The organism is Sphingomonas spermidinifaciens (assembly GCF_002351485.1).
GTDB classification, from domain to species: Bacteria; Pseudomonadota; Alphaproteobacteria; order Sphingomonadales; family Sphingomonadaceae; genus Sphingomonas; species Sphingomonas spermidinifaciens.
The window spans coordinates 729,608-755,994 of record NZ_NWMW01000001.1; the positions used below are offsets into that span (position 1 = coordinate 729,608).

Below are 26,387 nucleotides of genomic sequence, written 5' to 3' on the forward strand. Positions count from 1 at the left end.
AACAGGCCCCCGGATCAGCGATTTTTGCTGAAAAGCGGAAGAAATTGGTCGGGGAGACAGGATTCGAACCTGCGACATCTTGCTCCCAAAGCAAGCGCGCTACCGGGCTGCGCCACTCCCCGACCGTGGCGGGGCCTTAGACCAAAAGCCGCGTACGTCAAAGCCGATCGGCGCTGGTGGGCCCGGCAGGACTCGAACCCGCAACCTAGCCGTTATGAGCGGCCAGCTCTAACCATTGAGCTACAGGCCCCCAGCCCGCCCGGCCTAGCCCAGCTTAGGCCGAGACAGCAAGCGCAGGTGCGTTGGCAGCGGTGACGAGATCGCGCTCGCTCGCCGGGCGGACGCCGCGCCGTTCGAGCAGGTCGAGCACGCCTGTCCACCAGCGGTGGAAGCGCGCGAGACCCTCTACGCTGCGCACATACGGCGTCATGCCGGGTGCGACCGTCGGTGAATGGAAGGAAAAGTTCAGGAGCGTGACGCCATCCTCGATCGCCTGATCGATGGCGCGCAGCGCTTCGGGAAGCGGCATCTCCTCGGGCGTCAGGGCGATGCGATCGAGCAGCCCGAGGCGCGAGGCGACGCCGCGGCCGCGCGGCAAACGGCCGAGCAGGTCGTAGAGCCCCGCCCCGCCCGACCGCGCCACTCCCAGCCAGACCGTTGTCAGCGGCAGCTCGAGGAGCGCGCCGCCCGGCCCGGCGCGAAAGGCGTGGTTGCCGACGTGGCGAAAATCCGGCCCGCCCTCGCTCGTGTAGCAGAAGCCCGATCGCATCGAGCTGTCGATGACATAGCCGCGCTCGGCCAGGAGGCGGAGTGTCGCCGGCCCCATGCCGTAGCGACCGGCGCGGAAGATGCGCGGGCGACGGCCGAACCCGGCCTCGATCGCAGCGCCCAGCGCGTCGAGCTTGGCGCCCTCGAGCGCAGGGGGCAGGTTGCCGGCGAAGCTGTGCGGGCGGCTCACCTCCTCGTCGTGCGGCGGCGTGACCCAAGGGTGGAGATGCGCTCCAACGGCGCTGCGCCCATCCTCAAGGAGCGCGCTGATCGTGTCGACGGACTCTGCTGTGGCGGCGACGGGATAGTCGACGAGGTAGGTGAGCGGCACGCCGCGATCGGCGAAGCGGCGATGGAGGTCGGGCAGCGCGCGGATCGCGGTGACGGCGGTCGACGCGCGATCAAAGGGCGCCTCCCAGTCGAACTCCTCCTCTGTATCGACGCAGATCGCGAAGCGTGTGCCGAAATCGGCGGGCCAGCGAAAGCGGGGGCCGGTCGGCGGGGCGACCGCGGCAGGCCAGGGGGCGGGCGACATGGAGCCCTTCCCTACGCGACCTGTGTCAAGAATTGGTTGCTGCGCGCCCCGTTCCGCCGCCGGCCGCCGGCAGGCTGACGCGGATGGCGGCGTCGCCGAAGCCGATCTCACCGCCCAGCTCATGCGCGAGATTGTCCGCGAGGCGAAGCGCGAAGCCGGTGCCGAGTGGCAGCGCGGCGAAGGCGGCATCCTCCTCCTCGCTGACCTCGCCGCCCGCCTCTACCCGGTCGGGCAGTCCGGCGGGGCGGGTGATCGTCAGGACGCGGCGCTCGCCCGCCTCCTCGATCGCCATCGCCAGCGTCTCCCCGCGCGTAGTCGCGGCGAGCAGCGTTGCGATCAGGCGGCCGAACAGCCGCTCGATCGCGTGCCGGTCGCCCTCGACCGCCGCATCGCGCTCGGGCAGCGCGATCGCCGCGCCGCGCAGCTCGGCAAGCGGCGCGAGGTCGTGCGCGACCGAGCCGAGCACCGCGCGCAGCGAGACCGCCTCGGGCCGGAGCGTCAGCGCATCGCTCTCGATCTTGGCGGCGAGGTCGAGATCGTCGATCGCGCCGAGGAGGTCGCGGGCGTGACGATGGATCGCCCCGGCACGGTCGCGATAGACGTCGGCGACGGGGCCGAGCATCTGGAGCGAGATCATCTCCGAAAAGCCGATGATGGCGTTGGTCGGCGTGCGCAGCTCGTGGACGAGCTGCCGCAGCGCATCGGGTGCAGGAGCAGCGGGCGCGGCGGGCGCGGCGAGCTCGCCCGGATGCGGACGACGCGCGGTACCCTGATAACCGGTGAACCGGCCCGACGCGGGGTCGAAGGCCGGCATCGCCGACATCAGCCAGTCGCCCGCCGCGGGGCCGTTGCCGTCGATGCGCAGCCGCGCGTCGCGAAAGCGCGCGCGCTGGCGAAACGCGCCCGCGGCGACTCCGTCCACCCGAGCCATCGCCCCGCCGCCCGCGAGCCGCAGCGACAGGCCGATCAGCGCCGCGCGGCCGGTCCCGTCGGCCCAGCGAACGACCCCTTCGGCATCGGTCTCGAAGCGCATCCGCGCCTCGCCTGCGGGCGGCGGTCCGTCATTGGCGTGCGGCCGCGCCCGCTCGCGCGCGTCGCGAAAGGCATCGATGCGCGCGACCACGTCGGCGATGCGGAAGGGGCCGTCGGGTACCGGCTCGGCAGGCGGCGGCGCGGGCTGGATCTCGGCGCGGCGCACGGCCTCGGCGACGACGGGCAGCGTAAGGGCGACGGAACCGAGGCTGGCGAAGGTCGAGGGGACGGACGGCACCGCGCGGACGGGTGGCGGAGTGACCGGCTCGGCCTCGAGCGGCTCGGCCATAGGCGGGTCGAGAACGACGGGCGCGGGCGAAGGGACCACGGCGTCGGCCCCGCCCACCCGATCGTCAGCGAGCACGAAATCGGTCGAGCCGAACGCCGCAAGTGCGCGCTCGACCTCGCTGCCAAGGTCGCGGCGGTGGCGCAGGATTGCGCGCGCGGGCGGCGCCAGTTCGCCGAGCAGTCGCTGCCATTCGCCGGGCTCGAGCGTCGCCGTCCGCAGCACCGGTGCAGCGACCGCCAGCGTATCGCGGGCGAACAGGCGGACGAGCTCGAAGGGCGGCTGTGCAAAGGCTAGACCCCGCGCCGCCGCCGTCCTATGCGCTAGCGGCACCGCGGGCGCGATCGCCTCGAGCGTCTCGATCGCGCGTGCCGCTGCCGGCACCCGTCGCCTGCCGATCAGGTCGACCAGCTGCCGGTAGACCGACTGGCGCCCGAGCGGCGTCGACAGGTCGGCGGCGAGCACGGTGTCGAGGGTGTCGTCAAAGCGCAACGGGATCGGTTCCTTGGCCACCGGGGGGCGCCGTCAAGGAATCCTTAACGCTTGGGACTCGCCACAGGAACCACCAAAAACGGCACGTCGCATTGTGGGACAATTGCGCTGCCAAGCAATTTTCTTCTAAAGAGGCCGCGCACGTCGCGCTGTTTGTGCCACAGTTTCGGAGTTTTCATGAGTCTCGACCGCATCGATCGCCAAATCCTGTCGCTGCTGCAACAGGATGGACGCATGACCAACGTCGAACTCGCCGAGCGTGTCGGCCTGACGGCCCCGCCCTGCCTCCGCCGGGTGCGCGCGCTGGAGGAAGGGGGCGCGATCCGCGGCTATCATGCGTCGCTCGATCCGCTGTCGCTGGGCTACGGGATCACCGTCTTCGCGCTCGTCAGCCTGAAGAGCCAGGCGGAAAGCGATCTTGCCGCGTTCGAGCGGCATGTCGCCGACATTCCCGAAGTTCGCGAATGCCACATGCTGAACGGCGAGATCGACTTCATCCTCAAGATCGTTGCCACCGACCTCAAGAGCTTTCAGGAAATGCTGACGACGCAGCTGACCACCGCGGAGAATGTGGCGAGCGTCAAAACGTCGCTGACGATCCGCACGTCGAAGGCGCTGCCCGGTATCCCGGTGCCCGAGGCCTGACCCCTCAGTCCTTGAGTTCGGCGAGTGGGTCGCTGAGCACCGGTACGATTGACGAATAATCGTCGGTCCACGCCGTCACGTCGCGGCGATAGCGCAGCGGCTGCCAGTCGCCGCCCGTGGTCAGCAGCTCGGCGAACACCGCCGGGTCGCGGGTCAGCGCGATCCAGTCGGACATCGTCGCTTCCGAATTGTCGGTCACGCCCGGCGCATAATGAAGCACCGCCGCATACCAGCCGCGCCCACGCGCTGTCGCCGTCACGACCGGCTCAAGGTCGAGAAAGCGGTTGGAGACGTGGACGAGCAGCAGCCCGCGTCGGCCGAGCACGCGCGCATAGGCCGCCATCGCCTCGCGCGTCATCAGGTGCATCGGCACCGCGTCGGACGAAAAGGCGTCGAGCGCGAGCAGGTCGAGGCTGTTCGCCGGCTGGGCGGCGATCGACAGGCGCGCGTCGCCGATGACGATCTTCGGGTCGGGCAGGCAACGCGCGAGGAAGCCGAACTTGCCGCTGTCGCGGGCGATGCGGACGACCGCGGGATCGATCTCGTAGAAGCGCCAGTCCTGGCCCGGCCGCGCATAACAGGCGAGCGTCCCCGTCCCCAGCCCTACCGCGCCGACGCGCGCCTTGGGGCCGTAGAGCGCGGGCAGCGCCTGCATCGCCTGTCCGACGCCCGATCCGGGGACGTAATAGCTGGTCGGCTCGCGCGCCTTGACCGGATCGTCGACGAACTGGACGCCGTGCAGCGTGGTTCCGTGCGCCAGCGTCCGCGTTCCCGTCTCCGGATAGTCGCGGATCGTGTAGACGCCGAAATAGCTGCGCGTTCGGCTGTCGCCCTCGAAGCTGATCGCCAACGCCCGCCAGCCGCCGAACAGGAGGAGCGAGGCGACGAGCACCGCGACGAAGGCCGGCCGCGCGCCGATCGTGAGGATGCCGATCGCGGCCAACACGAGGAAGGCGGTGCTCTCGTGCTTGGAGCCGAGCAGATTGCCGGGGTTCTCCAGCCCGACGGCCATCACTGCCACCGCCGCCGCGGCGACGAGGCCGAGCGTCAGCGTACGCTTCGCCTCCCACGCCCAGCGGAGCACCGGCAGCAGCCATTCCTGCGGCACCAGCAGCCCGGCGGCGACGATCAGGATGGGATATTCATAGGTCCAGTCGAAGATCACCGGCGCGACGAGCGCGGCGAACACGCCGCCCAACGCCCCGCCAACCGACATGGCGAGGTAGAAGCCCGTCAGCCGGTCAGGCTCGGGCCGTAGCCGATAGAGCCCGGTGTGCAGCGCCGTCGCGACCATGAACAGCAGCGCCAGCGCGATGACGGCATTGAGGTAGGGATATTCGTGCGTCCCGCCGATCATCACCCCGCCGAAGACGAGGATCGTCACGGGCGCGAAGGTGGTGAGGAAGTCGGCGACCCGCCGCCCGCCGGCAAAAGCGACGCTGAAACTCAGCAGATAGAGGCCGAGCGGGAGGACCCACAGCATCGGCACCGCGACGATATCGGTGGTGAGGAAGGTCGAAGTCGCGAGCATCAGACCCGAGGGCACGAGCGACAGCGCGATCCAGTGCGCGACGCGGCCACGGGTCGGCGCCGGGCTGATGGCCTGAACCCGAGCGGCCGCGCCGCCCCGAGGCAGGCGGAGGGCACAGCCGGCGACAAGCAGCGCGACGAGCGCATAGCCCGCCGTCCACAGCCAACTCTGCGACGACAGCCCCATGTTCGGCTCGACCAGCAGCGGATAGGCGATCAGCCCGGCGAAGCTGCCGATGTTCGAGGCGGCGTAGAGCGCATAGGGGTTCACCCCCGGCGCCGACGCCGCGAACCAGCGCTGGAGCAGCGGCGCCTGCGCCGACACGGCCAGAAACAGCGGCCCGATCGAGGCAAAGAGCAGCCATGGCACCCACAGGACGGGCGCATCGCCGACGCCGGGCGCCTTCTCGATCAGACCGATCGGCAGCCATAGCGCCGCCACCGCCAAGAGCGCGAGGTGGATGCCCGCCTGTCGCCGCACCCCGAACCGGCCCAGCCAGTGGGCATAGCCATAGCCGCCGAGCAGCAGCGCCTGATAGACGAGCATCGCGGAGTTCCAGACGGCGGGCGCGCCGCCCAGCCGCGGCAGCGCCATCCGCGCGACCATCGGCTGGACGAGGAACAGGAGGAACGACCCCGACAGGATTGCGGCGACGAACAGGGGGCGGAAGGGCAGGCTCGTGGACACGGGCTCGCCGCCCGCCCCGCCGTCGGGCTCGATACGCATGCGCCGAAGCTTAGCGGCGCGGGCCGCGAAAGCTAGCCGCGTCGGCGGTCGCGCCATGCGGCCAGCGCGATCGTCGCGGCGACGCCCAGGACGACCGCCAGCAGATAGCCAGCATAGCCCCCTTCCAGTCGCAGCCAAAGGGTCCCGAGGCTGTAGGTGAGCAGCACCCCGCCCGCGAAACAGTCGAGGCTGTGCCGCCCCACCATCGCCGCCGCCGCCAGCGGCTGCACCTGCGTCCACCGGCCGGCGAGCGTCAGCAGCGAGAGGTAGAGGAGCAGCACCAGCACCGCATGGGCGACGCGCAGCAGCGTGAGGCCGTAGGGCGGCTCGAAGATCGCGGGCGTCATGCCCTTGGCCCTCAGCACCGCGCCCGCGACGAACAGCGCGAGCAGCGGCGCGGCGACCCAGCGGTGCCGGTCGAGCCAGGCAAGCAGCGGCAGGTGCACCCGCATCGCGCCGAGCGCCATCGGCACGAAGAACAGCATCTGCCACGCGAGCCGGTCGGGCAGCCCGTCCTTGACCCCGCCCGCGCCGACCAGCTTCAGCGTCCAGAGCTGCGCCGCCGCCCAGATCGCAATCGACAGCACGATCAGCAGCGCGTTCGACCGCCGCTGCACGGCGATTGCGATGGGTGTGGCGAGCATCAGGACGATGTAGAGTTGGAGGATATCAAGCAGCGGCGGTGCCGACAGGAGGAGCGCGAACCGCAGGAGCGCCGCGGCAGGATCGGCGGCAAAGCCGGTCAGCCCCCAAAAGGCGATCTCGGCCGGCGGCATGATTGCGATCAGCGGCGCGACGAGCGCGAGCAGCACGAGGTCATAGACCCATAGCCGCCCCGCCCGCTTCCAGACCGCAAGCGCGGGCCGCGGACGGCGAAGATAGACGAGTCCGACCATATAGCCCGACAGCATCACGAACAGCTCGGCCGCGGTCGACCAGCCGAACCGCGTCGGCGTGGGGATCAGGCCCGACCGGATCCCGCCGAGTTCAGCCACTTGGCTCAAATGGTTCACGAGGATCACGAAGATCGCAACGCCCCGGACGATAACGATCCGCGGCTCCCGCCCGGGACGCTCAGGCCGGACGGTCGATGGCATAGACGATGTGACGCGACAGCGGATCGTCGGGCGCGAGCGCGGGATGAGCGAAATCCTGATCGGGCAGCCGCCGCATGCCCAGCCGCTCCATCAGCCCCCAGCTTCGTACATTGGCGGGCACGGTGATCGCGGTGATCCGCGGCATGCCCCGCGCCCAGCCCCAGTCGAGGCTCGCCGCCGCCGCCTCGCGCGCATAGCCTTGGCCCCAGGCGTCGCGGGCGAGCCGCCAGCCGATCTCGACCTCGCCCTCGATCGGCGTGCCCGCGGCCCCCGGCTTGAGCCCGCAAAAGCCGAGGAACGCGCCGTCCTCCAGCCGCTCCAGCGCCCAGAAACAATGGCCGAGCGTCGCCTGATAGCCCCGCTGGCGCTCGATGGCGGCGCGGACCTCGTGCGTGTCCAGCATGGGACCGAGATAGGCCATGACCTCGGGATCGCGGCCCATCGCGGCGAAGGGCGCGACATCGGCCTCGCGCCAGTCGCGCAGGATCAGGCGCTCGGTTCTGATCATGCCGGCCGGTCGATGGCGTAGGTGACAGTGTGGCGCAGCGGGTCGTCGGCGGCGAACAGCGGATGCTCGAAGGCGAGTTCGGGCAGATGCGCCATCCCGAGCCGTGCCATCAGCCGGCGGCTGGCAGCGTTCCGTTCGGCGGTGATCGCGACGATGCGCGGCGGCGCGAGATGTGCCCAGCCCCAGGCGAGTGCCGCCGCCATCGCCTCCTGCGCGAGGCCCTGTCCCCAGTGAGCGGGCGCGAACATCCAGCCGGCTTCGACCTCTCCCTCGATCGGCGTGTCCGGCGCGCCGGGCTTCAGCCCCGCGAACCCCGCCGGCGCGCCGTCCCGCTCGACCAGCCAGAAGCCATAGCCATGGTCCCAATAATCGAGATGCCGGGCGAGCGTTGCCTCGCTCATCGCGCGGTCCTTGACGGGGCCGAGATCGTTCATAACGCGAGGGTCGCCCCAGATCTCGGCGAGCGTGTCGATATCCTCGGGCTCGGGCCGGCGCAGCGCCAGCCGCGCGGTTCGGATCACGCGCCGAGCAGGCGCGCCGCGTGCGCCGCGTGATAGGTGAGGACGCCCGAACATCCCGCGCGCTTGAAGGCCATCAGCGTCTCGAGCACCAGCGCGTCACGATCCCCCGCCCCGGCTGCCGCGGCATGTTCGATCATCGCATACTCGCCCGACACCTGATAAGCGAAAACAGGGACTTCAAAGCGTTCCTTCACGCGCCGGACGATGTCGAGATAGGCGAGGCCCGGCTTGACCATCACGCTGTCGGCACCCTCGTCCAGATCGGCGGCGACCTCACGCAGCGCCTCCTCCGCGTTCGCCGGGTCCATCTGATAAGTCTTCTTGTCGCCCTTCAGGCGCCCGCGGCTACCCACCGCGTCGCGGAACGGGCCGTAGAAGGCGCTGGCGTACTTGGCGGCATAGGCCATGATCTGGACATTGTGGTGGCCGCCGGCCTCCAGCGCCGCGCGGATCAGGCCGACACGGCCGTCCATCATGTCGCTGGGCGCGACGATGTCGGCGCCGGCGGCTGCCTGTACCAAGGCCTGCTCGGTCAGCACGTCGGCGGTCGCGTCGTTGAGGACATAGCCCGCCGCATCCACCAGCCCGTCATGGCCGTGCGCGGTATAGGGGTCGAGCGCCACGTCCGTCAGCACGCCGACGCCCGGCACCTCATCCTTGATCGCGCGGATGGCGCGGCACATCAAATTGTCGGGATTGACGGCCTCGCGCCCGTCGTCGGTGCGCAGATGCTCGGGCGTGTTGGGGAAGAGCGCGACCGCGGGAATGCCGAGCACCGCCGCCTCCCGCGCCCGCTCGACGATCTGCGCGACGGACCAGCGCGACACGCCCGGCAGGCTGGCGATCGGCTCCTCCTCCGCCCCCTCGGTCACGAACAGCGGCCAGATGAGATCGGCGGGGGTCAGCACGCTTTCGGCATGAAGCGCGCGGCTCCACGGGGAAACGCGCGTGCGGCGCAGGCGGAGCGCGGGATAGGTCGACATGGCCGTTCATTTGCCCCTGCCGCCCATCGCACGCAACCATCAAGGCGCGCTCACGGCCTGTCGGTGCACCGCGCGACCCGCCCGACCCTCAGCGTGCGCGCCGCGCCTTTGCGGGGCATTTCCAGTTATAGGCGCCGCAATCGCGCTTGCCCGGACGATTGCGCCAGCGCTCGTAACGGCTCTCAGCCTGCCGCGCGCGTGGACTGCGGGCGCGCCGCTCCAGATCGTGCTGCACGGCCTCGCCGGCGGTCCAGCCGGTCATCACCGTGGGGTCCAGCGCCGGCCCCACCTCCTGCGCGGCAAGAGGGGCGGACGTGAGCGAGAACAGGATCAGCAATGGCTTACGCACCGTCGGCCTCCGCGATCAGCCGCTAATCGTTGAACGGCAAGGCGGCCATAAGCGTTCCGATTAGTCGAGATTGGGCCGCAGCCAGCGTTCCGCCAACCGCAGATCGACGCCGCGGCGGACGGCATAATCCTCCAGCTGGTCGCGGCCGACGCGCGCGACGCCGAAATAGCTCGCGTCCGGATGGCCGAAATAGAAGCCCGACACCGCGGCGGTCGGCAACATCGCAAAGCTTTCGGTCAGCGTGAGCCCCACCTTCGCGGACGCGCCGAGCAGTTCGAACAGCATCGGCTTGGCCGAATGGTCGGGGCAGGCCGGATAGCCGGGCGCCGGGCGAATACCGCGATACTGCTCGCGGATCAGCGCCTCGTTGTCCAGCTGCTCGCCCGCGGCATAGCCCCACAGCGTCGTGCGGACATGCTGGTGCAACCGCTCGGCGAACGCCTCGGCGAAGCGGTCGGCAAGCGCCTTCAGGAGGATGTCCTGATAGTCGTCATGCCCCGCCTTGAACCGCGCGATATGGTCGTCGATGCCGTGGATGCCCACCGCAAAGCCGCCGATCCAGTCGCCGGCGGGATCGATGAAGTCGGCGAGGCACATGTTGGGTCGCCCCTCGCGCTTCGCGATCTGCTGGCGCAGGAACGGGAAGCGGGTCTCGCCGTCGTCGCCGCTCACGACCACGTCATCGCCTTCGCGGCGGCAGGGCCAGAGGGCCGCAACACCGCGGGCGGTCAGCCACTTCTCGGCGACGATCGTGTCGAGCATTGCCTGCGCGTCCTCGTACAGCGATCGCGCGCTTTCCCCTACGACCGCGTCGTCGAGGATCGCGGGAAAATTGCCGGCGAGCTCCCACGAGCGGAAGAAGGGAGTCCAGTCGATCACCTCGCGCAGGTCCGACAGGTCCCAGTCGTCGAACACATGGAGCCCCGGCTGCACAGGCGCGGGCGGCTTGATCGCGAAGTCGGCCTTGAAGCCGTTCGCGCGCGCCTGTTCGATCGGGATCAGCTCCGACTGGCCCTTCCCCTCGCGCGCGCGGCGGACGGCTTCGTATTCGTCGGCGATCTTGTCGACATAGGCGTCGCGCTGGGTGTCGGAGACGAGCGTCGTCGCCACGCCGACGGCGCGGCTGGCGTCGAGGACGTGGACGACCGGCCCCTTGTACGCCGGTGCGATACGGAGTGCGGTGTGAACCTTCGACGTGGTCGCCCCGCCGATCAGCAGCGGCATCGCCATGCCGGCACGCTGCATCTCCTCCGCCACCGTCACCATCTCGTCGAGGCTGGGGGTGATGAGGCCCGACAGGCCGATCATGTCGGCGTCGTTCTCGTTCGCCGCCTCGAGGATCTTCGTCCAGGGCACCATGACGCCGAGGTCGACGACCTCGAAGCCGTTGCACTGAAGCACGACGCCGACGATGTTCTTGCCGATGTCGTGGACGTCGCCCTTGACGGTCGCCATCACGACCTTGCCCTTGCCCTTGGCGCCGGGCTCCTTCGCTGCTTCGATATAGGGGAGAAGGTGAGCGACCGCCTTCTTCATCACGCGCGCGGACTTCACCACCTGCGGCAGGAACATCTTGCCCGACCCGAACAGGTCGCCGACGACGTTCATCCCGTCCATCAGCGGCCCCTCGATCACCTCGATCGGACGATCCATCGCCTGGCGCATCTCCTCGGTATCCTCGACGACATAGGCGTCGATCCCCTTGACCAGCGCATATTCGAGCCGCTTGCGCACCTCGAACCCGCGCCATTCCTGCGCCGCCTTCTCCGCCACAGCATCGGTGCCACGGAAACGTTCGGCGAGCGCCACCAGCCGCTCGCCCGCCCCCGGATCGCGGTTGAGGATGACGTCCTCGCATGCGGTGCGAAGCTCGGGGTCGATCGCGTCATAGACGTCGAGCTGGCCGGCATTGACGATGCCCATGTCCATGCCCGCGGGGATCGCGTGATAGAGGAACACGCTGTGCATCGCCCGGCGCACCGGCTCGTTGCCGCGAAAGCTGAAGGAGAGGTTGGAGAGCCCGCCCGAGATATGGACGTGCGGGCAGCGCGCCTTGATCTCGCGGCACGCCTCGATGAAATCGACGGCGTAGTTGTCGTGCTCCTCGATCCCGGTCGCCACCGCGAACACATTGGGATCGAAGATGATGTCCTCAGGGGGAAAGCCGATGCCGGTGAGCAGCTTGTAGGCGCGCTCGCAGATCTCGACCTTGCGGTCCTTCGTGTCCGCCTGCCCCACCTCGTCGAACGCCATCACGACGACCGCGGCACCGTAGGCCATGCACTTGCGGGCGTGCGAAAGGAACTGGGCCTCGCCCTCCTTCATGCTGATCGAATTGACGATCGGCTTGCCGCTGACGCATTTCAGCCCCGCCTCGATCACGTCCCACTTCGACGAGTCCACCATCACCGGCACGCGGGCGATGTCGGGCTCGGCCTGGATGAGCTTGAGGAAGGTCGTCATCGCGTGGTGCGCGTCGAGCAGCCCCTCGTCCATGTTGACGTCGATGACCTGCGCGCCGTTCTCGACCTGGTCGCGCGCGATCTCGACCGCGGCCGTGTAGTCGCCGGCCATGATGAGCTTCTTGAACTTGGCCGAGCCGGTGACGTTCGTGCGCTCGCCGACATTGACGAAGATGGGCGTGGGATTGGTCATCAAGGGTTCCGTTCGGGTCGGGCGGATCTGGCCCGGCCGTCAGTCATCAATTCGGATCGTCGTCGCGGCGATCAGGCCGCCATCGTGAAGGGCTCGAGCCCCGCCAGTCGCGTCTGTACCGGCGACACGGGCAGCGGTCGCGGGGGCAGGCCGGCCACCGCCTCGGCGATCGCCCGGATATGCGCGGGCGTCGAGCCGCAGCAGCCGCCGAGAATGTTCACTTGGCGCTGCTCGGCCCAGTCGCGCACGAGGCCGGCGGTCGTCACCGGCGCCTCGTCATAGGCGCCAAGCTCGTTGGGCAGCCCCGCATTGGGATAGACCATGATGAGCGTGTCGCAGAGTTTCGACAGCGTCGCGACGTGCGGGCGGAGTTGCTCGGCCCCGAACGAACAGTTCAGGCCGATCGTCACCGGCCGCGCGTGGCGGACCGCGTGCCAGAACGCCTCCACCGTATGCCCCGAGAGGTTGCGACCCGACAGGTCGGTCAGCGTCATCGACAGCATGATCGGCACCTCGCGCCCCAGCGCCTCGCCCGCCTCGATCACCGCCATCACGCCCGCCTTGGCGTTAAGCGTATCGAACACCGTCTCGATCAGGATGAAGTCGGCCCCACCCTCGATCAGCGCATCCACCTGCTCGCGGTACACGTCCTTGAGATAGTCAAAGTCGATCTCGCGAAAGCCGGGATCGTTGACGTCGGGCGACAGCGACAACGTCTTGTTGGTCGGCCCGATCGCGCCGGCGACGAAACGGGGGCGGCCGTCGGCGGCCTCGAACGCATCGGCGCATTCGCGTGCGATCCGGGCCGAGGCGACGTTGATCTCGCGCACCAGCGCTTCGGCGCCATAATCGGCCTGACTAATCTTGTTGGCGGAGAAAGTGTTGGTCGAGACGATGTCCGACCCGGCCTTCAGATAGCTTTCGGTGATAATCCGCGGCACCTCGGGCTTGGTCAGCGCGAGGATGTCGTTGTTACCCTTCTGGTCGTGGGTCAGGCCAAGGTCGCCGGCATAGTCGGCCTCGGCCAGCTTCCAGTTCTGGATCTCGGTGCCGAACGCCCCGTCGGTCATCAGGATGCGCTTGGCGGCTTCGGCGAACAGGCGGTCGCGGGCGTTGGTCATATGTACGTCACCCCAGCGCAGGCCGGGATCTCCTTGTTTGTGTTCCACGTCACCCCAGCCTTGGCTTGAGTGACGGATTAAGCCGCCGCCCGCGTCTCTTCCGCCTTGGGGCGCAAGCCCAAGAGGTGGCAGATCGCATAGCTCAGCTCGGCGCGATTGAGCGTGTAGAAGTGGAAGTGCCGCACGCCGCCCGCATAGAGGCGGCGGCAGAGCTCGCCCGCGATCGTCGCAGCGACCAGCTGACGCGCGGCCGGATGCGCGTCGAGCCCGTCGAACAACCGCCCCATCCAGTCGGGGATCGCCGCGCCGCACATCCCAGCGAACTTCTGCGTCTGCGCGAAGTTCGAGACGGGCAGAATGCCCGGCACGATCTCCGCCCCGATCCCCGCCGCCGCCGCCGCGTCACGGAAGCGGAAGAACGTCTCGGGCTCGAAGAAGAACTGGGTGAGCGCGCGGGTGGCACCTGCGTCGAGCTTGCGCTTGAGGTTGTCGATATCCGCCGACGCGCTCGCCGCCTCGGGATGCGCCTCGGGATAGGCGGCAACGGAGATCTCGAAGGGGTGCAGGCGCTTGAGGCCCGCCACCAGATCGGCGGCGCTGGCATAGCCCTCAGGGTGCGGCACGAACTTGTCGCCCAGCGTCGGCGGGTCGCCGCGCAGCGCGACGATGTGGCGAACGCCCGCGGCCCAATATTCGCGCGCCACCGCATCAACCTCGTCGCGGCTCGCCTCGACACAGGTGAGGTGCGCGGCGGCGGGAACGCTCGTCTCGCGCGCGATGCGGGCGACGGTGCCGTGAGTACGGTCGCGGGTGGTCCCGCCCGCGCCATAGGTGACGCTGACGAAGCGAGGGCCGAGCGGCGCGAGCGTCTGCACCGCTTCCCACATCGCCGCTTCCATCTTGTCGGTCTTGGGCGGGAAGAATTCGAACGACACGTCGGCGTCGCCGGCCACGTCGGCGAACAGCGGGCCGTCGAGCGCGCGTCGCGCCTCCTCGAGCTGTCCAACGGAAAGCGTCATGCCGCCTTGACCTCCAATTTGGCGTCGCCCGTCCGGCGCGCCAGCCATAGTTTCACGGTGAGCTCGCCGCCCTCCAGCGTCTCGGTCCGCACCGGCGACAGGCCGGCGGCGGCGAACCAGCCGAGCATCTGCTCGTCCGAGAAGCCGAGGCGCGCGTGATTGTCGCGCGTGCGCAGCTCCTCGCGCTCATGCGGCGCGAAGTCGGCGACGAGCAGCCGACCGCCCGCCCCCAGCACCCGCGCCGCCTCCGCGATCGCTGCTCCCGGCTGCTGAGCGAAGTGAAGGACATGGTGCAGGATCGCGACGTCCGCCGCGCCGTCGGCGAGCGGCAGCGCATAGAGATCGGCCTGCCGCAGCTCGGCGCGTGAAAGGCCCTGCTCGGCGAGCTTGGCGCGGGCCAGCCGCAGCATCTCCGACGAGCGGTCGATGCCGAGCGCGCGACTTGCCTGCGGGGCGAAGAGTTCGAGCATGCGGCCGGTGCCGGTACCGATGTCGATCAGCTGGCCGATCTCGCCCTCGCCCAGCACCGCGGCCATCGCCGCCTCGACCTCGCTGTCGGCCACATGCAGGCTGCGGATCGCGTCCCACGATCCGGCATTCGCCTCGAACCATTCGGCCGCGGCCGCTGCGCGGTCGGCGCGGACGGCGGCGAGACGCGCGGTGTCGGCAACCGCCCAGTGATCGCTGCCCGAGGCTTCCCACACGGCATCGACCGCGGCGAGCAGATCGGGCATCGCCGCCCCCTCGCCCATCGCGACGAACACCCAGCTGCCCTCCTTGCGGCGGCGCGCGAGGCCGGCGTCGCACAGGATCTTCACATGGCGGCTGACGCGTGGCTGGCTCTGGCCCAGCACCTGCGCCAGCTCGCCCACCGACAGCTCCATCGCGCGCAGGAGCGCGATGATGCGGAGCCGCGTCGGGTCGGCAAGCGCCTGGAAGATTTCGACCGCACCGGACATGGAATGAACATATAAAGATATCTTTATATGCGGTCAACGCGGAATGCCGTGCGTGATCCATGTTTGCAAAAGCGGAACGAAGCGCGGGGATCGTGCGTCGTGCTCGCCAGCTATCATGACGACAAAGGGACGACCGATGAAGAAGACCGCGCTGATCCTTCCCGCCCTCACCGCGCTGGCGCTGGCCGCATGCAGCGAGAACGCGCAGCAGCAGACGGGCGAGGCCGCGGGCGCCGTCGCCGCCGACGTCAACTCGACGGTGGGCGAGGCTGCACGCGACGTGCGCGACGCCAGCGCCGAGGCGTTCGACGCGGCCGAGCAGACCGCCGACGAGGCCGGCGCGGCGATCCAGAACGGCGCCGACCGCGCAGGCGCGGCGATCGACCGCGGCGCCGAGAAGGCCGACGCCGCCGCCGACAATGCGCGGCGCGAGGCGGGCCAGGAGCTCGAAGAGGCTGGTCAGGACATGCAGAAGAACTGATCCCGCACGCAATTGTCGAAGGGGGTCGCACCGTGCTTAACCGCGGCGCGACCCCCTTGTCGCTTTCCGGAGCTTCCATGCGCCCGCTTCTCGCCGCCCTGCCCCTTCTCGCGCTCGCCGCCTGCGGTGCGGGCGATAACGACCCCGGCCCCGGCGGCGTGACCACGAGCGAGGCACGCGAGCTCAACGAGGCCGCCGAGATGCTCGACGTGAATGCCGTCTCTGCTGAGGCGCTCAACGACAGCGGGGCCGCGGAATGACCGCGCTTCGCCGCATCGGCGCGACCGACCTCCACACACCGCCGATGGTACTGGGCGGCAACGTGTTCGGCTGGACCGCCGACGAGGCGACGAGCCACGCGATCCTTGACCGGTTCGTGGGCGCGGGCGGGACGATGATCGATACCGCCGACGTCTACTCGGCCTGGGTCGCCGGCCATTCGGGCGGCGAAAGCGAGGCGGTGATCGGCCGCTGGCTCAAGGCGTCGGGCCGCCGCGGTGACGTGACGATCGCCACCAAGGTCGGGATGCTGCCCGGCCAAGGCGGCAAGGGCCTTGCCCCCGACCGCATCGCCGCCGCGTGCGAAGCCTCGCTCCGGCGGCTCGGGGTCGAGACGATCGATCTCTATTACGCACACTGCGATGACGAGAGCGTGCCGCAGGCTGAGGTGCTGGGCGCGTTCCAGCGACTGATCGAGGCGGGCAAGATGCGCCACATCGCCGCCTCCAACTTCCACGCGATGCGGTTGAAGTCGGCGCTCGATCTCGCGACCGCCGAGGGCTTGCCGCATTTCCGTGTGCTCCAGCCCGAGTACAACCTTGTCAGCCGCCGCAAGTTCGAGGGCGAGTTGCAGGACCTGTGCGTGGCGCACAACCTTGGCGTGCTGCCCTATTTCGGGCTGGCGGCGGGTTTCCTCACAGGCAAGTACCGTACCCCCGACGACCTTGGGCAGAGCGTGCGCGGCGGCAACATGGCCAAGCTGCTCGAGGGCAAGGGCGCGGCGGTGCTCGCGGCGATGGACTCAGTCGTTGATCAGACCGGCGCGACCCATGCGCAGGTCGCCCTTGCCTGGCTCGCCGCGCAACCGGGGGTCACCGCGCCGATCGCCAGCGCGACCAGCGTCGAGCAACTCGACGAGCTGATCGGGGCCTGGCAGCTCGATCTTGACCAGGATCAATTACGCAGGTTGGCAGAAGCGGGCGTTTGAAGTTTTTCGGAACCCATTGATTGCCTTAAACTTTATCAGCGTGTGATTAAGACAGCGCACGCGCCCGACCTCGCCGAGGCATTCCGGGCCATGATCCTCGAAAAGTCGTTCCCCTGCGTCGGTGCCAAGTCGGCGCTGGGTCGGGGCACGCTCGACCTCCTTTCTGCACGATCAATCACCAGCGCGTGGGACGATCTTGCGATCCACGATGCGTTGATGCGCTTCGCCTGGGCCTATCGCGAGGATCCGGGCCTGTTCCGCAGCTTCGCCGTGCTGTTCGAAGGGCCGGACGACCTCGACGAAGCGGGGTTCGAGGCGGCGATGTGGGCGCGGCTGCAGTCGCTGGCCGACAAGGACGAGTGGCGCGGCCAGGCGGCCGATCCCCGCGTCAGCAGCGACCCCGCCGACCCGCATTTCGGCATGAGCTTCGGCGGCGAGGCCTTCTTCATCGTCGGCCTGCACCCGCAGGCGAGCCGACCCGCGCGCCGGTTCGAGCGGCCCGCGCTCGTCTTCAACCTTCACGATCAGTTCGAGACACTGCGCGAGCAGAACCGCTACGAACAACTGCGCGCCTCGATCATCGAGCGCGATGTGGCGCTCGCCGGCAGTCCCAACCCGATGCTGTCGCGCCACGGCGAAACGTCGGAGGCGCGTCAGTATAGCGGCCGCGCAGTCGGGGCAGACTGGCGATGCCCGTTCTCGCGCAGGTCGGGCGGCGATTCGGGGCTGGAGATCCTGTCATGAACGGCCGCATCGAACCGCGCAGCGGCACCGCATTCGAGCTCGACGCCGGCGACGAGCTGATCGTCATCGATCCGCTGGGCGGACAGGTCGCCGATCTGCTCGCCGTCTCGCGCGCCGACGTGCGGGAGATGCTGTCATCGGGCCGCACGCTCGATTACGCCGAGCGGATCTACCTGACCGCGGGCGACAAGCTCTATTCGAATCGCTCGAACGTGATGCTCGAGATCACTCACGACGATGTCGGCCGCCACGACTTCCTGTTGACCCCGTGCAGCGAGGCGACGTTTCGCCTGTGCTACGAGAACGAGCCGCCGCACCGCGGCTGTCACGGCAACCTCGCGGCCGCACTTGCGCCCTATGGCATCGCCGACGACGCGATCCCGGTTGCGTTCAACTGCTTCATGAACGTGCCCGTCGATGGCGAAACGGGCCGGTTCAAGGTGTTGCCCCCGCTCAGCAAGGCAGGCGACACCATCCGGTTCCGGGCGGCGATGGATCTGATCATCGGCCTCACCGCCTGCTCGGCGCCGGCGAGCAACGGCGGCAGCTTCAAGCCGATCGACTGGAACGTGGTGCGTGCGACAAAGATGTAAACGATAATCGTTCGCAACTGTCTTGACAGTGAGAGTGACTCGCAATAGCCGGACCTCACACAAGATATGGGGTTCAGGGTGTCCAATCATTTTCTCGCGCTGTCGTGCGTCGGCTTTCTGGCGACGGCGCCTGCCCATGCGGCCGCTGACGACAAGGCGGCAGTAAACGATCCGGCGGCTCAGTCGCGGCCGGCCGAGCGCGACATCGTCGTTACCGGCCAGAAACTCGGCGCGCCGCAGCAGGTCGAAAGTCCCAAGGCAACCTCGGCGATCATCGACACGCCGCAGACGATCACCGTCGTCAGCGAACAGACGATCCGCAAGCAGAACCTCCAGACGCTCCGCGACGTGCTCCAGACGATCCCCGGCATTACCTTCGGCGCGGGCGAGGGTGGCGGCGGATATGGCGACAGCATCAACCTGCGCGGCTATTCGGCGAACAACGACATCACGATCGACGGCGTTCGCGACAGCGCGCAATACAGCCGCACCGACCCGTTCAACCTGCAGCAGGTCGAAGTCTATAATGGCGCCAACAGTGTCTTCAACGGTTCGGGCAGCGTCGGCGGGACGATCAATCTGGTCTCGAAGGTCCCGCAGGCCGAGACCCTGACAATCGTGCAGGGCGCAATCGGCACGGACGATTATGTCCGCGGGTCGATCGACAGCAATGTCCGCGTGTCCGACTTCACTGCCGTCCGCCTCAACGCGATGGTCCACCGCAACGACGTGCCCGGCCGCGACGTCGAGCGGTTCGAGCGCTGGGGCGTGGCGCCATCGATCACCTTCGGCGTCGGCGGGCCGACCAGCCTAACGCTCGCCTATGTCCACCAGGAGGATCGCAACACGCCCGTGTTCGGCGTCCCCTATGTCGACAACGAGATCACCGGCGGCGTGCTGCCCGGCGTCGACCGCAGCGACTATTTCGGCATCGTCAATCTCGACCGGCAGGACGTAACCGTTGATCGCCTGACCGCGACCTTCGCGCACCGGATCAGCGATGCGCTGGGGGTCCGCAACCTCAGCCGCTGGCAGCGGGTCGAGCAGGCGAGCGTCACCTCGGCACCGCAAGGGACCTACTGCCTCGCCTCGACCGGGCGCCAGCCGATCACTGCGCGGCCCGGCGACACGGTTGGCGCGGCGTGCCCGGCCAACGTGCCGCCCGGCTTCTATGCGCCCTCCGGCCCGCGCGGGCTGGTGCGCGACCAGGAGAACCAGCTGCTCTACAACCAGACCGACCTGCGCCACGAAGCGGGGTCGAAGGGCGGCGTGCACAACGTCCTCAACATCGGCGTCGCGGCGATCTGGGAAAGCTATCGCCTGTCGCAGGGATCACTCCTGCGCAATCCCGACGGTAGCACCGTGACCGCGCCGCTGATCGAGATCGCCAATCCGGACACGAACTGGACGGGACCGATCAACTTCACGCTGACCTCGCAGGCGCGCGGCGAAACCTCGGGTATCGCGGTGTATGCCTTCGATACGCTCGAGATCGGGCCGATGTTCGAGCTGAACGGCGGCGTCCGGTTCGAGCGGCAGAACGCCGTGTTCCGCAACGTGCCCCTTACCTTCGTGCCGCCGGGCACGACGCCGCTGACGCCGCTCCAGCAGCAGCCGCAGGAGAGCCGCGAGGACCTGTTCTCCTGGCGCGTCGGCGCGGTGTTCCACCCGGTGAGGGACGTCAGCCTCTATGCCGGCTATGGCAATGCCAGGACGCCTTCGTCGGCGACCGTCCGCCTCGGCTGCGGCGTCCCCGCCTCGCCTACCGCCGCCGATCCGTGCGCCGTCGCACCGGAAACCGCCAAGAACTTCGAGGCGGGGGTGAAGGCCGGGCTGTTCGCCAACACGCTCCAGCTGACCGCCGCGGTCTTCCGCAACGAGCGGACCAACTACCGCGTCCCCTCGAACGATCCGGCGCTGCCCGCGGGGCTTCAGGTGCTCGACGGGCGCAGCCGGGTGGACGGCATCGCGCTTGGCCTGTCGGGCAACGTCACGCCCGCCTGGACGGTGTTCGCCAATTATACCTATCTCGACGGCAAGGTGCTCCAGAGCATCTCGAACCGCGACCTCGCCGCCGGCATCGCCGATCCGCAGGCGGGCAGCCGCCTGTTCCAGACGCCCGAGCATTCGGGCAGCCTGTTCACCACCTACAAGCTGCCGTTCGGGCTCGAGATCGGCTATGGCCTGACCTATCAGGGCGCTTTCGCGACCAATGCGATCGTCGCCGCCAACCCGGTCCAGTTCCGCGTCGATGATTACCTGATCCACCGCGCCTTTGCCGCCTATACGCTCGCCGACCGCTGGACGCTTCAGCTCAATGTCCAGAACTTCACCGACGAGCAGTATCTGACCGGCGTGCGCAACAACCTCAACGCGACGACCGGCGTGGTGGCGGGCGGCTGGGCGACGCCGGGCGACCGGCGGCAAGCGACGCTGAGCCTGTTCTACAGCTTCTGATCGCGATAAGCAGTCGCAAATGCTCCTCGCCATCCCCGACCTGCTCGACGCCCCCACCCTCGCCCATGTGCGGTCGCTGGTGGAGGGCGGCGCGTGGGTCGATGGAAACGCCACGTCGGGGCCGCAGGCGGCGCTCGCCAAGCGGAACGAGCAGCTGGCCGAGGACGATGCCGCGGGGATCGAGGCGGGGCGGATCGTCCTCGACTGCCTCGGTCGCTCAGCCCTGTTCGTCGCCGCGGCGCTGCCGCTCAAGGTCTTCCCGCCCCTGTTCAACCGCTATGCCGGCGGGCAGGCGTTCGACGCGCATGTCGACAATGCCGTGCGGCTGAAGCGGGGCAGCGAGTTCCGGCTGCGCAGCGACCTCTCGATGACCGTCTTTCTCGCCGACCCCGCCGACTATGACGGCGGCGAATTGGTGGTCGAGGACCTGTTCGGCGAGCAGCGGGTGAAGCTCGGCGCCGGCGACGCCGTGCTCTACCCGGCCTCCAGCCTCCACCGGGTCGAGCCGGTGACGCGCGGCACCCGCCTCGCCTCCTTTCTGTGGGTCCAGTCGATGGTCCGCGACGACGGCGAGCGACGCATCCTGTTCGACCTCGACCGCGCGATCCAGCGGGTGGCCGCCGACAAGGGCCAAGGCGACCGCGCCGTCGTCGAGCTGACCGGCGTCTATCATAACCTCCTGCGCCGCTGGGCCGACGCGTGAACGCGCAGACCCCCGTTCGACCCGCCAAGCGCAACCTGCGCAGCTTCTGGATGCGGCAGTTCGTCGCCTGGCACTGGATCAGCGCCGCGATCAGCCTCGCGGCGATGCTGCTCTTCGCGGTAACGGGCATCACGCTCAACCACGCCGCGACGATCTCTGCCGAGCCCGTCGTCACCCAGCGCACCGGCCAGCTTCCGGCCCCACTCGTCCGCCGCCTGACCGGCAGCGGGGCCGAGCCGCTCGCCCCCGTCGTCGCCGACGCGGTCGAGAATGCCGTCGGCCTCGACGCGCGTGGGCGCGCAGGCGAGTGGTCGGACGGCGAGGTCTATGTCGCCCTCCCCCGCCCCGGCGGCGACGCCTGGATCAGCATCGATCGCACCACGGGCGCGGTCGAGGCGGAAGTGACCGACCGCGGCTGGATCGCTTGGGCCAACGACCTGCACAAGGGGCGCAATTCGGGCGCGGCCTGGTTCTGGTTCATCGACGTTTTCGCGGTTGCGTGCGTCGTCTTCTCGATCACCGGATTGCTGCTCCTTTACATGCATGCCCGTCGCCGCCCGTCGACGTGGCCGATCGTGGCGGCCGGCCTCGTCCTGCCGCTGATCCTCGCAATCTTCTTCATCCATTGACCGGAGCCTTGACCCCCATGCGCCTTTCCTCGCTCGTCCTGCTCGGCGGTGCCTTTGCCGTGCCAGCGGTGGCCGGTTCGGTGACGATCACCATCCCGCGGCTCAAGGTCGCCGAATATCACCGGCCTTATGTGGCGGTGTGGGTCGAGCCCGCCGCCGGTGGCCCCGCGCGTACGATCGCGATCTGGTACGACATCAAGAAGGCGGGGGCTGAGCCCGGTACGAAATGGCTCGCCGACTTGCGCGCCTGGTGGCGCAAGGGCGGCCGGTCGATGAAGATGCCGGCGAACGGCGTCAGCGGCGCCACCCGCGCGCCCGGCAGCCACACCATCCCGCTGCCCGCCGACCTGAAGCCCGGCGACTATGTCCTGAACGTCGAGGCCGCGCGCGAGACCGGCGGTCGCGAACTCGTCCGCGTACCGCTCTCGGTGCCGACGAAAGCCGCCGCGCGCGCCGCGGGCAGCCACGAACTCGGCACCGTCACCCTTTCCGCCCGCTGAGGACCCGTCCGATGAACAAGCTCACCCTTCGCCTGCTCGCCGCCGCCGCGCTCGCCTCGATCCCGGTCGGCGTGTCGGCGCACCGGCTGTGGTTTCTCCCCTCGGGCACGATCTTTTCGGGCACCGACAGCTGGGTGACAGTCGACATGGCGGCGTCGAACGACCTGTTCTACGCCGACCACCAGCCCGGCCGGCTGGAGGGGGTAAAGGTGTGGCGCCCCGATGGCAGCGAGGGGCGGATGCAGAACGGCTCGACCGGCCGCTATCGCTCGGTCTTCGACGTGGCGCTCGATGCGCCGGGTACGTGGAAGATCGGCATGGTGCAGGACGGGCTGATGGGCAGCTTCAAGGTCGGCGGCGTCGAGAAGCGCGTCGGGGGTCGGCCGCAAATGGGACCCGACGGCAAGCGCCTGCCCCCCCTCACCGCCGCCGACATCCCCGCCGACGCGACCGAGGTCAAGCTGACCGAGGTGTCGAGCCGCAACGAGATCTACGTGACCGCGGGCGAGCCGACGACGACGGTGCTCAAGCCCGTCGGCAGGGGCCTCGAGGCCGATTGGCAGACGCATCCCGACGAGCTCGTCGCTGGCGAGCCGGCGCGCGTCCGCTTCCTGATCGACGGCAAGCCCGCCGCGAACCTTAAGGTCACGCTCGTTCCCGGCGGCAAGCGCTACCGCGATGCCGAGGGCGCGCGCGAGCTGGTGACGGCGGCCGACGGCACGGTGGCGCTCGATTGGCCGGCGGCGGGGATGTACTGGCTCAACGCCGTGGCCGAGGACAGAACCGTGACGCAGCCGCGCGCGACCGGGCGCCGGATGAGCTTTACCTCGACGGTCGAGGTAATGACGCCCTGACCCCGCGCATCGCCCTCCCGCCGCGGATCGACCCGGCGGCGCTGGCGGGCCACGACCCCGGCGCGCCGGTAGAAGCGTTGGCGGGCGAGACGATGGGGACGACGTGGCGCGTGCTCTACGCCGCGCGCCATTCTCCGGACGGAGTGCGCACGCAGGTCGAGGCGCGGCTCGCCGAGCTGGTCGCGGCGCTTAGCCATTGGGAGGCGGACTCCGCGCTCTGCCGCTTCAATCGCAGCGCGGGCGAGTGGGTGACACTGCCGCGTGACCTGGCCCGCGTCGTCGATGCCGGGCTTCATCTGGCGAAGCTGAGCGGCGGCGCCTTCGATCCTGCGATCGGCGCGCTGGTCGATCTGTGGGGCTTCGGGCCGCCGGGTCCGATGCCTGACCCCGATGACGCCGTGGTCGAGGCAGCGCGAACGCGGTCGGGCTGGCAGCGGCTCGACTGGGACCGCGACGCGCGCCGCCTGCGCCAGCCCGGCGGGCTCCAGCTCGACCTGTCGGGGATCGCCAAGGGCTATGCCGCCGACGAACTTGCCGACCTTCTGGCCGGCACGGGGATCGCGCATTGCCTGGTCGAAGTAGGCGGCGAGCTCGTGGGCCGCGGCATCCGGCCCGATGGCGAGCCTTGGTGGGTCGATCTCGAACCGCCGACCGGCAGCCTGGCGCCGGCGCCGCTCAGGATCGCGTTGCACGGGCTCGGCGTCGCGACGAGCGGCACCTATGTGCGCGGTGCCCATTCGATCGACCCGCGAACCGGCCACGCGCCGGGCAACGGCGTCGTCAGCGTCAGCGTTGTCGCGAAAAGCGCGATGGCCGCCGACGCGCTCGCGACCGCGATTGCCGTCGCCTGGCCAGACTTGTCGATGTTGCAACCGCTCAAGCCCGCTGCGCGGATCGTGACCCACACGGCGGAAATACTCACGACTCCGCTTCAGGCGATGCTCGACGGCTAGCCGCTATTCGGCCGCCGCCTTTTCGTCTTCGCCGGGGCCGTAGACCAGATCGAGATAGTAGCCGGCGAGCAGGTAATGCGCCTTTACCACCGCGGGATGTTCGGCACGCTGCGCCTGAAGCAGTTCCTGTTCCGCTCGTCGATAGAGATATTCGGCATCGTTCACGCTGTGCTCGTCGGTCATCTTCGCTGCTCTTGTGCCCGGAAAAAAGCCCGGCTCTCCATGAAGATAGAACGTCGGACGGCGCGCGCGGTGCCATAAATCGCGCGTTTCGTTTTGTGTCCGGCTTGCGCGGTGATTGGAGCGGTCGGTATGCAGCAGACAGAGCAAATAAAGTACGCGATCGAAGGATGAGTATGCCCCAATCGGCCGATCTGGACCCGGAAGCGCTCGCCCGCTGGATCGCTGGCGCCCTACCCGCCTTGGGGCAGGTCGAAGCGATCGAGAAGTTCGCAGGCGGCCAGTCGAACCCGACCTATCGCGTGACGACCGCCGTCGGCGACATCGTGCTGCGCCGCAAGCCCTTTGGCCCGCTCCTGCCCTCCGCGCATGCCGTCGATCGCGAATACCGGCTGCTGAGCGCGCTCCACCCGACCGGCTTTCCCGTCCCGCGCCCGATCGCGTTGTGCGAGGACGAGGGGGTGATCGGCGCGGTCTTCTACCTGATGGAAATGGTCGAGGGGCGCACCTTCTGGAACGGCGCGCTGCCCGACTTGCCGGTCGAGGCGCGGCGGCCGCATTATCTTTCGATGATCGACACGATGGCGGCACTCCATTCGCTCGACCCCGCCGCGATCGGCCTCGCCGACTTCGCTCCGCCGGGAAACTATATCGAGCGGCAGGTCGCGCGCTGGACCCGCCAGTACCGCGCCGCGCAGACCGACGAAGTGGCCGAGGTCGAGCGGCTGATCGAGTGGCTGCCCCAGACGCTGCCCGCGCAGGACCGGGTGTCGGTGATCCACGGCGACTATCGAATCGACAACCTCATCTACGGCGAGGACGGACGGGTGCGCGCGGTGCTCGACTGGGAACTGGCGACGCTCGGCGATCCGGTCGCCGACTTCGCCTACCTGGCGATGAACTGGGCGATGCCGTGCGACGGGCGATCGGGGTTGGCCGGGCTCGACCTCGCCGCCGAGGGTATTCCGACGATGGAGGAGGCGGTGGCGCAATATTGCGAGGGGACGGGACGAGAGGGCCTACCCAACCTCAACTGGTATTTCGCCTTCAACCTCTTCCGCCTGACCGGCATCGTACAGGGGATCAAGAAGCGCGTCATCGACGGCAACGCCTCTAACGCGGGCGCGGCAGCGATGGCGGAGCGGGTGGTGCCGCTGGCGAAAGCGGCGTGGGAACAGGCGCGGCTGGCGGGGGCCAGCTAGCTTTCTGCCCCGCCTGGAAGAAGGGGACGCCGGTGGGTCGGCCCTGCCTGGGCCAAGCCATACCTATCATCGCAGACAGCCCCCCTCCCGGGAGGGGATTATAGACGGGACGTTCAGTTCTTCGCGGGTGGCGTCGCCGCGGGGCTGGGCGCCACCGACTGCTGTGCGGTGGCCGTGACCGGCGGCCCCTTGGCGATGGCGGCGGCGAGCTGGGTCGCCTCACCGCAGGGCTTCGCGCCGCACAGCGTCTTGATCTTGGCAAGGTTCTCGCGAGCACGCGATACCGCGCCCTTGTCGACCAGCGCCTGCCCCTGCCCCGCCAGCGCGGCGGCGTCGTTGGGCTCGATCGTCAGCGCCTCGCGATAGAAGCGGATCGACTTGCCGGGCAGGTCCTGCTGGCGCGCAACCTCGGCAAGAAGGATAAATGCCTGCCGGTTACGCGGATCGACGACCGTCGCGCTCTCGAGCAGGTCGTTGGCGCCGGACAGATTGCCCGCCGCCCGAGCCGCCTTTGCCCGTTCCACCAGCGCCATCGACCTTGGGTCGATCTGATCGTCGGGCCGTTGTCCGTGCAGCGAGGTCGAGATGCTGACCGCTGTCAGGGCAAGGGCGACCGAAACGCTGGTGAACCGCATGATGCTCTCCGAAACCACGCTC

General features: G+C 69.1%; 27 protein-coding genes and 2 tRNA genes. 13 read left to right on the forward strand and 16 right to left on the reverse strand.

The features are described from left to right. Positions 1–45: 45 nt before the first annotated feature. The 4 genes from COC42_RS03440 to COC42_RS03455 all read right to left on the reverse strand — a co-directional run bounded on the left by COC42_RS03440 (position 46) and on the right by COC42_RS03455 (position 3,113). Positions 46–122 (reverse strand) — tRNA-Pro (locus COC42_RS03440). Positions 123–174: 52 nt separating this feature from the next. Further along, positions 175–250 (reverse strand) — tRNA-Ile (locus tag COC42_RS03445). Between the two features lie 24 nt (positions 251–274). Then, a complete protein-coding gene (locus tag COC42_RS03450) occupies positions 275–1,303 on the reverse strand; it encodes a polysaccharide deacetylase family protein (protein ID WP_096341853.1) in 1,029 nt (342 codons plus the stop codon). A 25-nt stretch (positions 1,304–1,328) separates the two neighbouring features. Next, positions 1,329–3,113 (reverse strand): sensor histidine kinase, encoded by a 1,785-nt coding sequence (locus COC42_RS03455; RefSeq protein ID WP_096343067.1) that lies wholly within the window; start codon positions 3,111–3,113, stop codon positions 1,329–1,331. A 177-nt stretch (positions 3,114–3,290) separates the two neighbouring features. Here COC42_RS03455 and COC42_RS03460 point away from each other — a divergent pair, with 177 nt between their 5' ends. Beyond that, positions 3,291–3,758 (forward strand): Lrp/AsnC family transcriptional regulator, encoded by a 468-nt coding sequence (locus COC42_RS03460; RefSeq protein WP_096341854.1) that lies wholly within the window; start codon positions 3,291–3,293, stop codon positions 3,756–3,758. 4 nt (positions 3,759–3,762) lie between these two features. Here the strand turns inward: COC42_RS03460 and COC42_RS03465 are convergent, their stop codons facing one another. The 10 genes from COC42_RS03465 to COC42_RS03510 form a co-directional block, all read right to left on the reverse strand. Then, the gene (locus COC42_RS03465; RefSeq protein WP_096343068.1) at positions 3,763–6,015 is read right to left on the reverse strand and encodes a spermidine synthase; all 2,253 of its coding nucleotides are present in this window, start codon (positions 6,013–6,015) and stop codon (positions 3,763–3,765) included. A gap of 32 nt (positions 6,016–6,047) precedes the next feature. Next, positions 6,048–7,112, reverse strand: a complete 1,065-nt coding sequence (opgC, locus tag COC42_RS03470; RefSeq protein ID WP_096341855.1) for an OpgC domain-containing protein — start codon at positions 7,110–7,112, stop codon at positions 6,048–6,050. Beyond that, positions 7,090–7,620 (reverse strand): GNAT family N-acetyltransferase, encoded by a 531-nt coding sequence (locus COC42_RS03475; RefSeq protein ID WP_096341856.1) that lies wholly within the window; start codon positions 7,618–7,620, stop codon positions 7,090–7,092. The genes opgC and COC42_RS03475 overlap by 23 nt, the downstream gene beginning before the upstream one ends. Continuing rightward, positions 7,617–8,141 (reverse strand): GNAT family N-acetyltransferase, encoded by a 525-nt coding sequence (locus COC42_RS03480; protein ID WP_245843809.1) that lies wholly within the window; start codon positions 8,139–8,141, stop codon positions 7,617–7,619. Before COC42_RS03480 ends, COC42_RS03475 begins: the two co-directional genes overlap by 4 nt. Next, entirely contained in the window at positions 8,138–9,124 is a 987-nt protein-coding gene (gene hemB / locus COC42_RS03485; protein WP_096341858.1) for a porphobilinogen synthase, read from the reverse strand. The genes COC42_RS03480 and hemB overlap by 4 nt, the downstream gene beginning before the upstream one ends. 88 nt (positions 9,125–9,212) lie before the next feature. Further along, positions 9,213–9,473: a hypothetical protein gene (locus COC42_RS03490; RefSeq protein ID WP_141395771.1), complete on the reverse strand. Its 261-nt coding sequence runs from the start codon at positions 9,471–9,473 to the stop codon at positions 9,213–9,215. Positions 9,474–9,533: 60 nt separating this feature from the next. Then, on the reverse strand, positions 9,534–12,128 hold the full coding sequence (metH, locus tag COC42_RS03495) for a methionine synthase (protein WP_096341860.1): 2,595 nt from the start codon (positions 12,126–12,128) through the stop codon (positions 9,534–9,536). A gap of 71 nt (positions 12,129–12,199) precedes the next feature. Continuing rightward, positions 12,200–13,249, reverse strand: a complete 1,050-nt coding sequence (locus tag COC42_RS03500; RefSeq protein WP_096341861.1) for a homocysteine S-methyltransferase family protein — start codon at positions 13,247–13,249, stop codon at positions 12,200–12,202. 77 nt (positions 13,250–13,326) lie between these two features. Then, on the reverse strand, positions 13,327–14,268 hold the full coding sequence (gene metF / locus COC42_RS03505) for a methylenetetrahydrofolate reductase [NAD(P)H] (RefSeq protein WP_096341862.1): 942 nt from the start codon (positions 14,266–14,268) through the stop codon (positions 13,327–13,329). Further along, positions 14,265–15,227, reverse strand: coding sequence for an ArsR/SmtB family transcription factor (locus COC42_RS03510; protein ID WP_096341863.1), 963 nt, complete (start codon positions 15,225–15,227; stop codon positions 14,265–14,267). Before COC42_RS03510 ends, metF begins: the two co-directional genes overlap by 4 nt. 136 nt (positions 15,228–15,363) lie before the next feature. On the opposite strand from COC42_RS03510, the gene COC42_RS03515 reads away from it, so the two are divergent. The 11 genes from COC42_RS03515 (at position 15,364) to COC42_RS03565 (ending at position 24,348) form a co-directional block, all read left to right on the forward strand. After that, the gene (locus tag COC42_RS03515) at positions 15,364–15,708 is read left to right on the forward strand and encodes a hypothetical protein (RefSeq protein ID WP_096341864.1); all 345 of its coding nucleotides are present in this window, start codon (positions 15,364–15,366) and stop codon (positions 15,706–15,708) included. Between the two features lie 77 nt (positions 15,709–15,785). Continuing rightward, a complete protein-coding gene (locus tag COC42_RS03520; protein ID WP_096341865.1) occupies positions 15,786–15,968 on the forward strand; it encodes a hypothetical protein in 183 nt (60 codons plus the stop codon). Further along, positions 15,965–16,915 (forward strand): aldo/keto reductase, encoded by a 951-nt coding sequence (locus COC42_RS03525; protein ID WP_096341866.1) that lies wholly within the window; start codon positions 15,965–15,967, stop codon positions 16,913–16,915. Before COC42_RS03520 ends, COC42_RS03525 begins: the two co-directional genes overlap by 4 nt. 45 nt (positions 16,916–16,960) lie before the next feature. After that, positions 16,961–17,659 (forward strand): guanitoxin biosynthesis heme-dependent pre-guanitoxin N-hydroxylase GntA, encoded by a 699-nt coding sequence (gene gntA, locus COC42_RS03530; protein WP_425442841.1) that lies wholly within the window; start codon positions 16,961–16,963, stop codon positions 17,657–17,659. After that, a complete protein-coding gene (locus COC42_RS03535) occupies positions 17,656–18,252 on the forward strand; it encodes a DUF1989 domain-containing protein (protein WP_096341867.1) in 597 nt (198 codons plus the stop codon). The genes gntA and COC42_RS03535 overlap by 4 nt, the downstream gene beginning before the upstream one ends. A gap of 66 nt (positions 18,253–18,318) precedes the next feature. Next, complete coding sequence (locus tag COC42_RS03540) at positions 18,319–20,709, forward strand: TonB-dependent receptor (protein ID WP_096341868.1); 2,391 nt, start codon at positions 18,319–18,321, stop codon at positions 20,707–20,709. Between the two features lie 19 nt (positions 20,710–20,728). Next, positions 20,729–21,412 (forward strand): Fe2+-dependent dioxygenase, encoded by a 684-nt coding sequence (locus tag COC42_RS03545; protein WP_096341869.1) that lies wholly within the window; start codon positions 20,729–20,731, stop codon positions 21,410–21,412. Then, positions 21,409–22,041, forward strand: coding sequence for a PepSY-associated TM helix domain-containing protein (locus COC42_RS03550; protein ID WP_217991254.1), 633 nt, complete (start codon positions 21,409–21,411; stop codon positions 22,039–22,041). The genes COC42_RS03545 and COC42_RS03550 overlap by 4 nt, the downstream gene beginning before the upstream one ends. Before the next feature lie 17 nt (positions 22,042–22,058). Next, positions 22,059–22,541, forward strand: coding sequence for a DUF2271 domain-containing protein (locus tag COC42_RS03555; protein ID WP_096341870.1), 483 nt, complete (start codon positions 22,059–22,061; stop codon positions 22,539–22,541). A gap of 11 nt (positions 22,542–22,552) precedes the next feature. Next, positions 22,553–23,395: a DUF4198 domain-containing protein gene (locus COC42_RS03560; protein ID WP_096341871.1), complete on the forward strand. Its 843-nt coding sequence runs from the start codon at positions 22,553–22,555 to the stop codon at positions 23,393–23,395. 92 nt (positions 23,396–23,487) lie between these two features. Further along, positions 23,488–24,348 carry an FAD:protein FMN transferase gene (locus tag COC42_RS03565; RefSeq protein WP_096343071.1) on the forward strand — a complete coding sequence of 287 codons (861 nt, stop codon included), beginning with the start codon at positions 23,488–23,490 and terminating at the stop codon, positions 24,346–24,348. A gap of 3 nt (positions 24,349–24,351) precedes the next feature. Here COC42_RS03565 and COC42_RS03570 read toward each other — a convergent pair whose 3' ends face one another. After that, positions 24,352–24,531: a hypothetical protein gene (locus tag COC42_RS03570; protein ID WP_096341872.1), complete on the reverse strand. Its 180-nt coding sequence runs from the start codon at positions 24,529–24,531 to the stop codon at positions 24,352–24,354. A gap of 167 nt (positions 24,532–24,698) precedes the next feature. Here COC42_RS03570 and COC42_RS03575 point away from each other — a divergent pair, with 167 nt between their 5' ends. After that, complete coding sequence (locus COC42_RS03575; RefSeq protein WP_245843811.1) at positions 24,699–25,730, forward strand: phosphotransferase family protein; 1,032 nt, start codon at positions 24,699–24,701, stop codon at positions 25,728–25,730. 113 nt (positions 25,731–25,843) lie between these two features. Here the strand turns inward: COC42_RS03575 and COC42_RS03580 are convergent, their stop codons facing one another. Then, entirely contained in the window at positions 25,844–26,365 is a 522-nt protein-coding gene (locus COC42_RS03580) for a hypothetical protein (protein ID WP_176484547.1), read from the reverse strand. Positions 26,366–26,387: the final 22 nt, after the last annotated feature.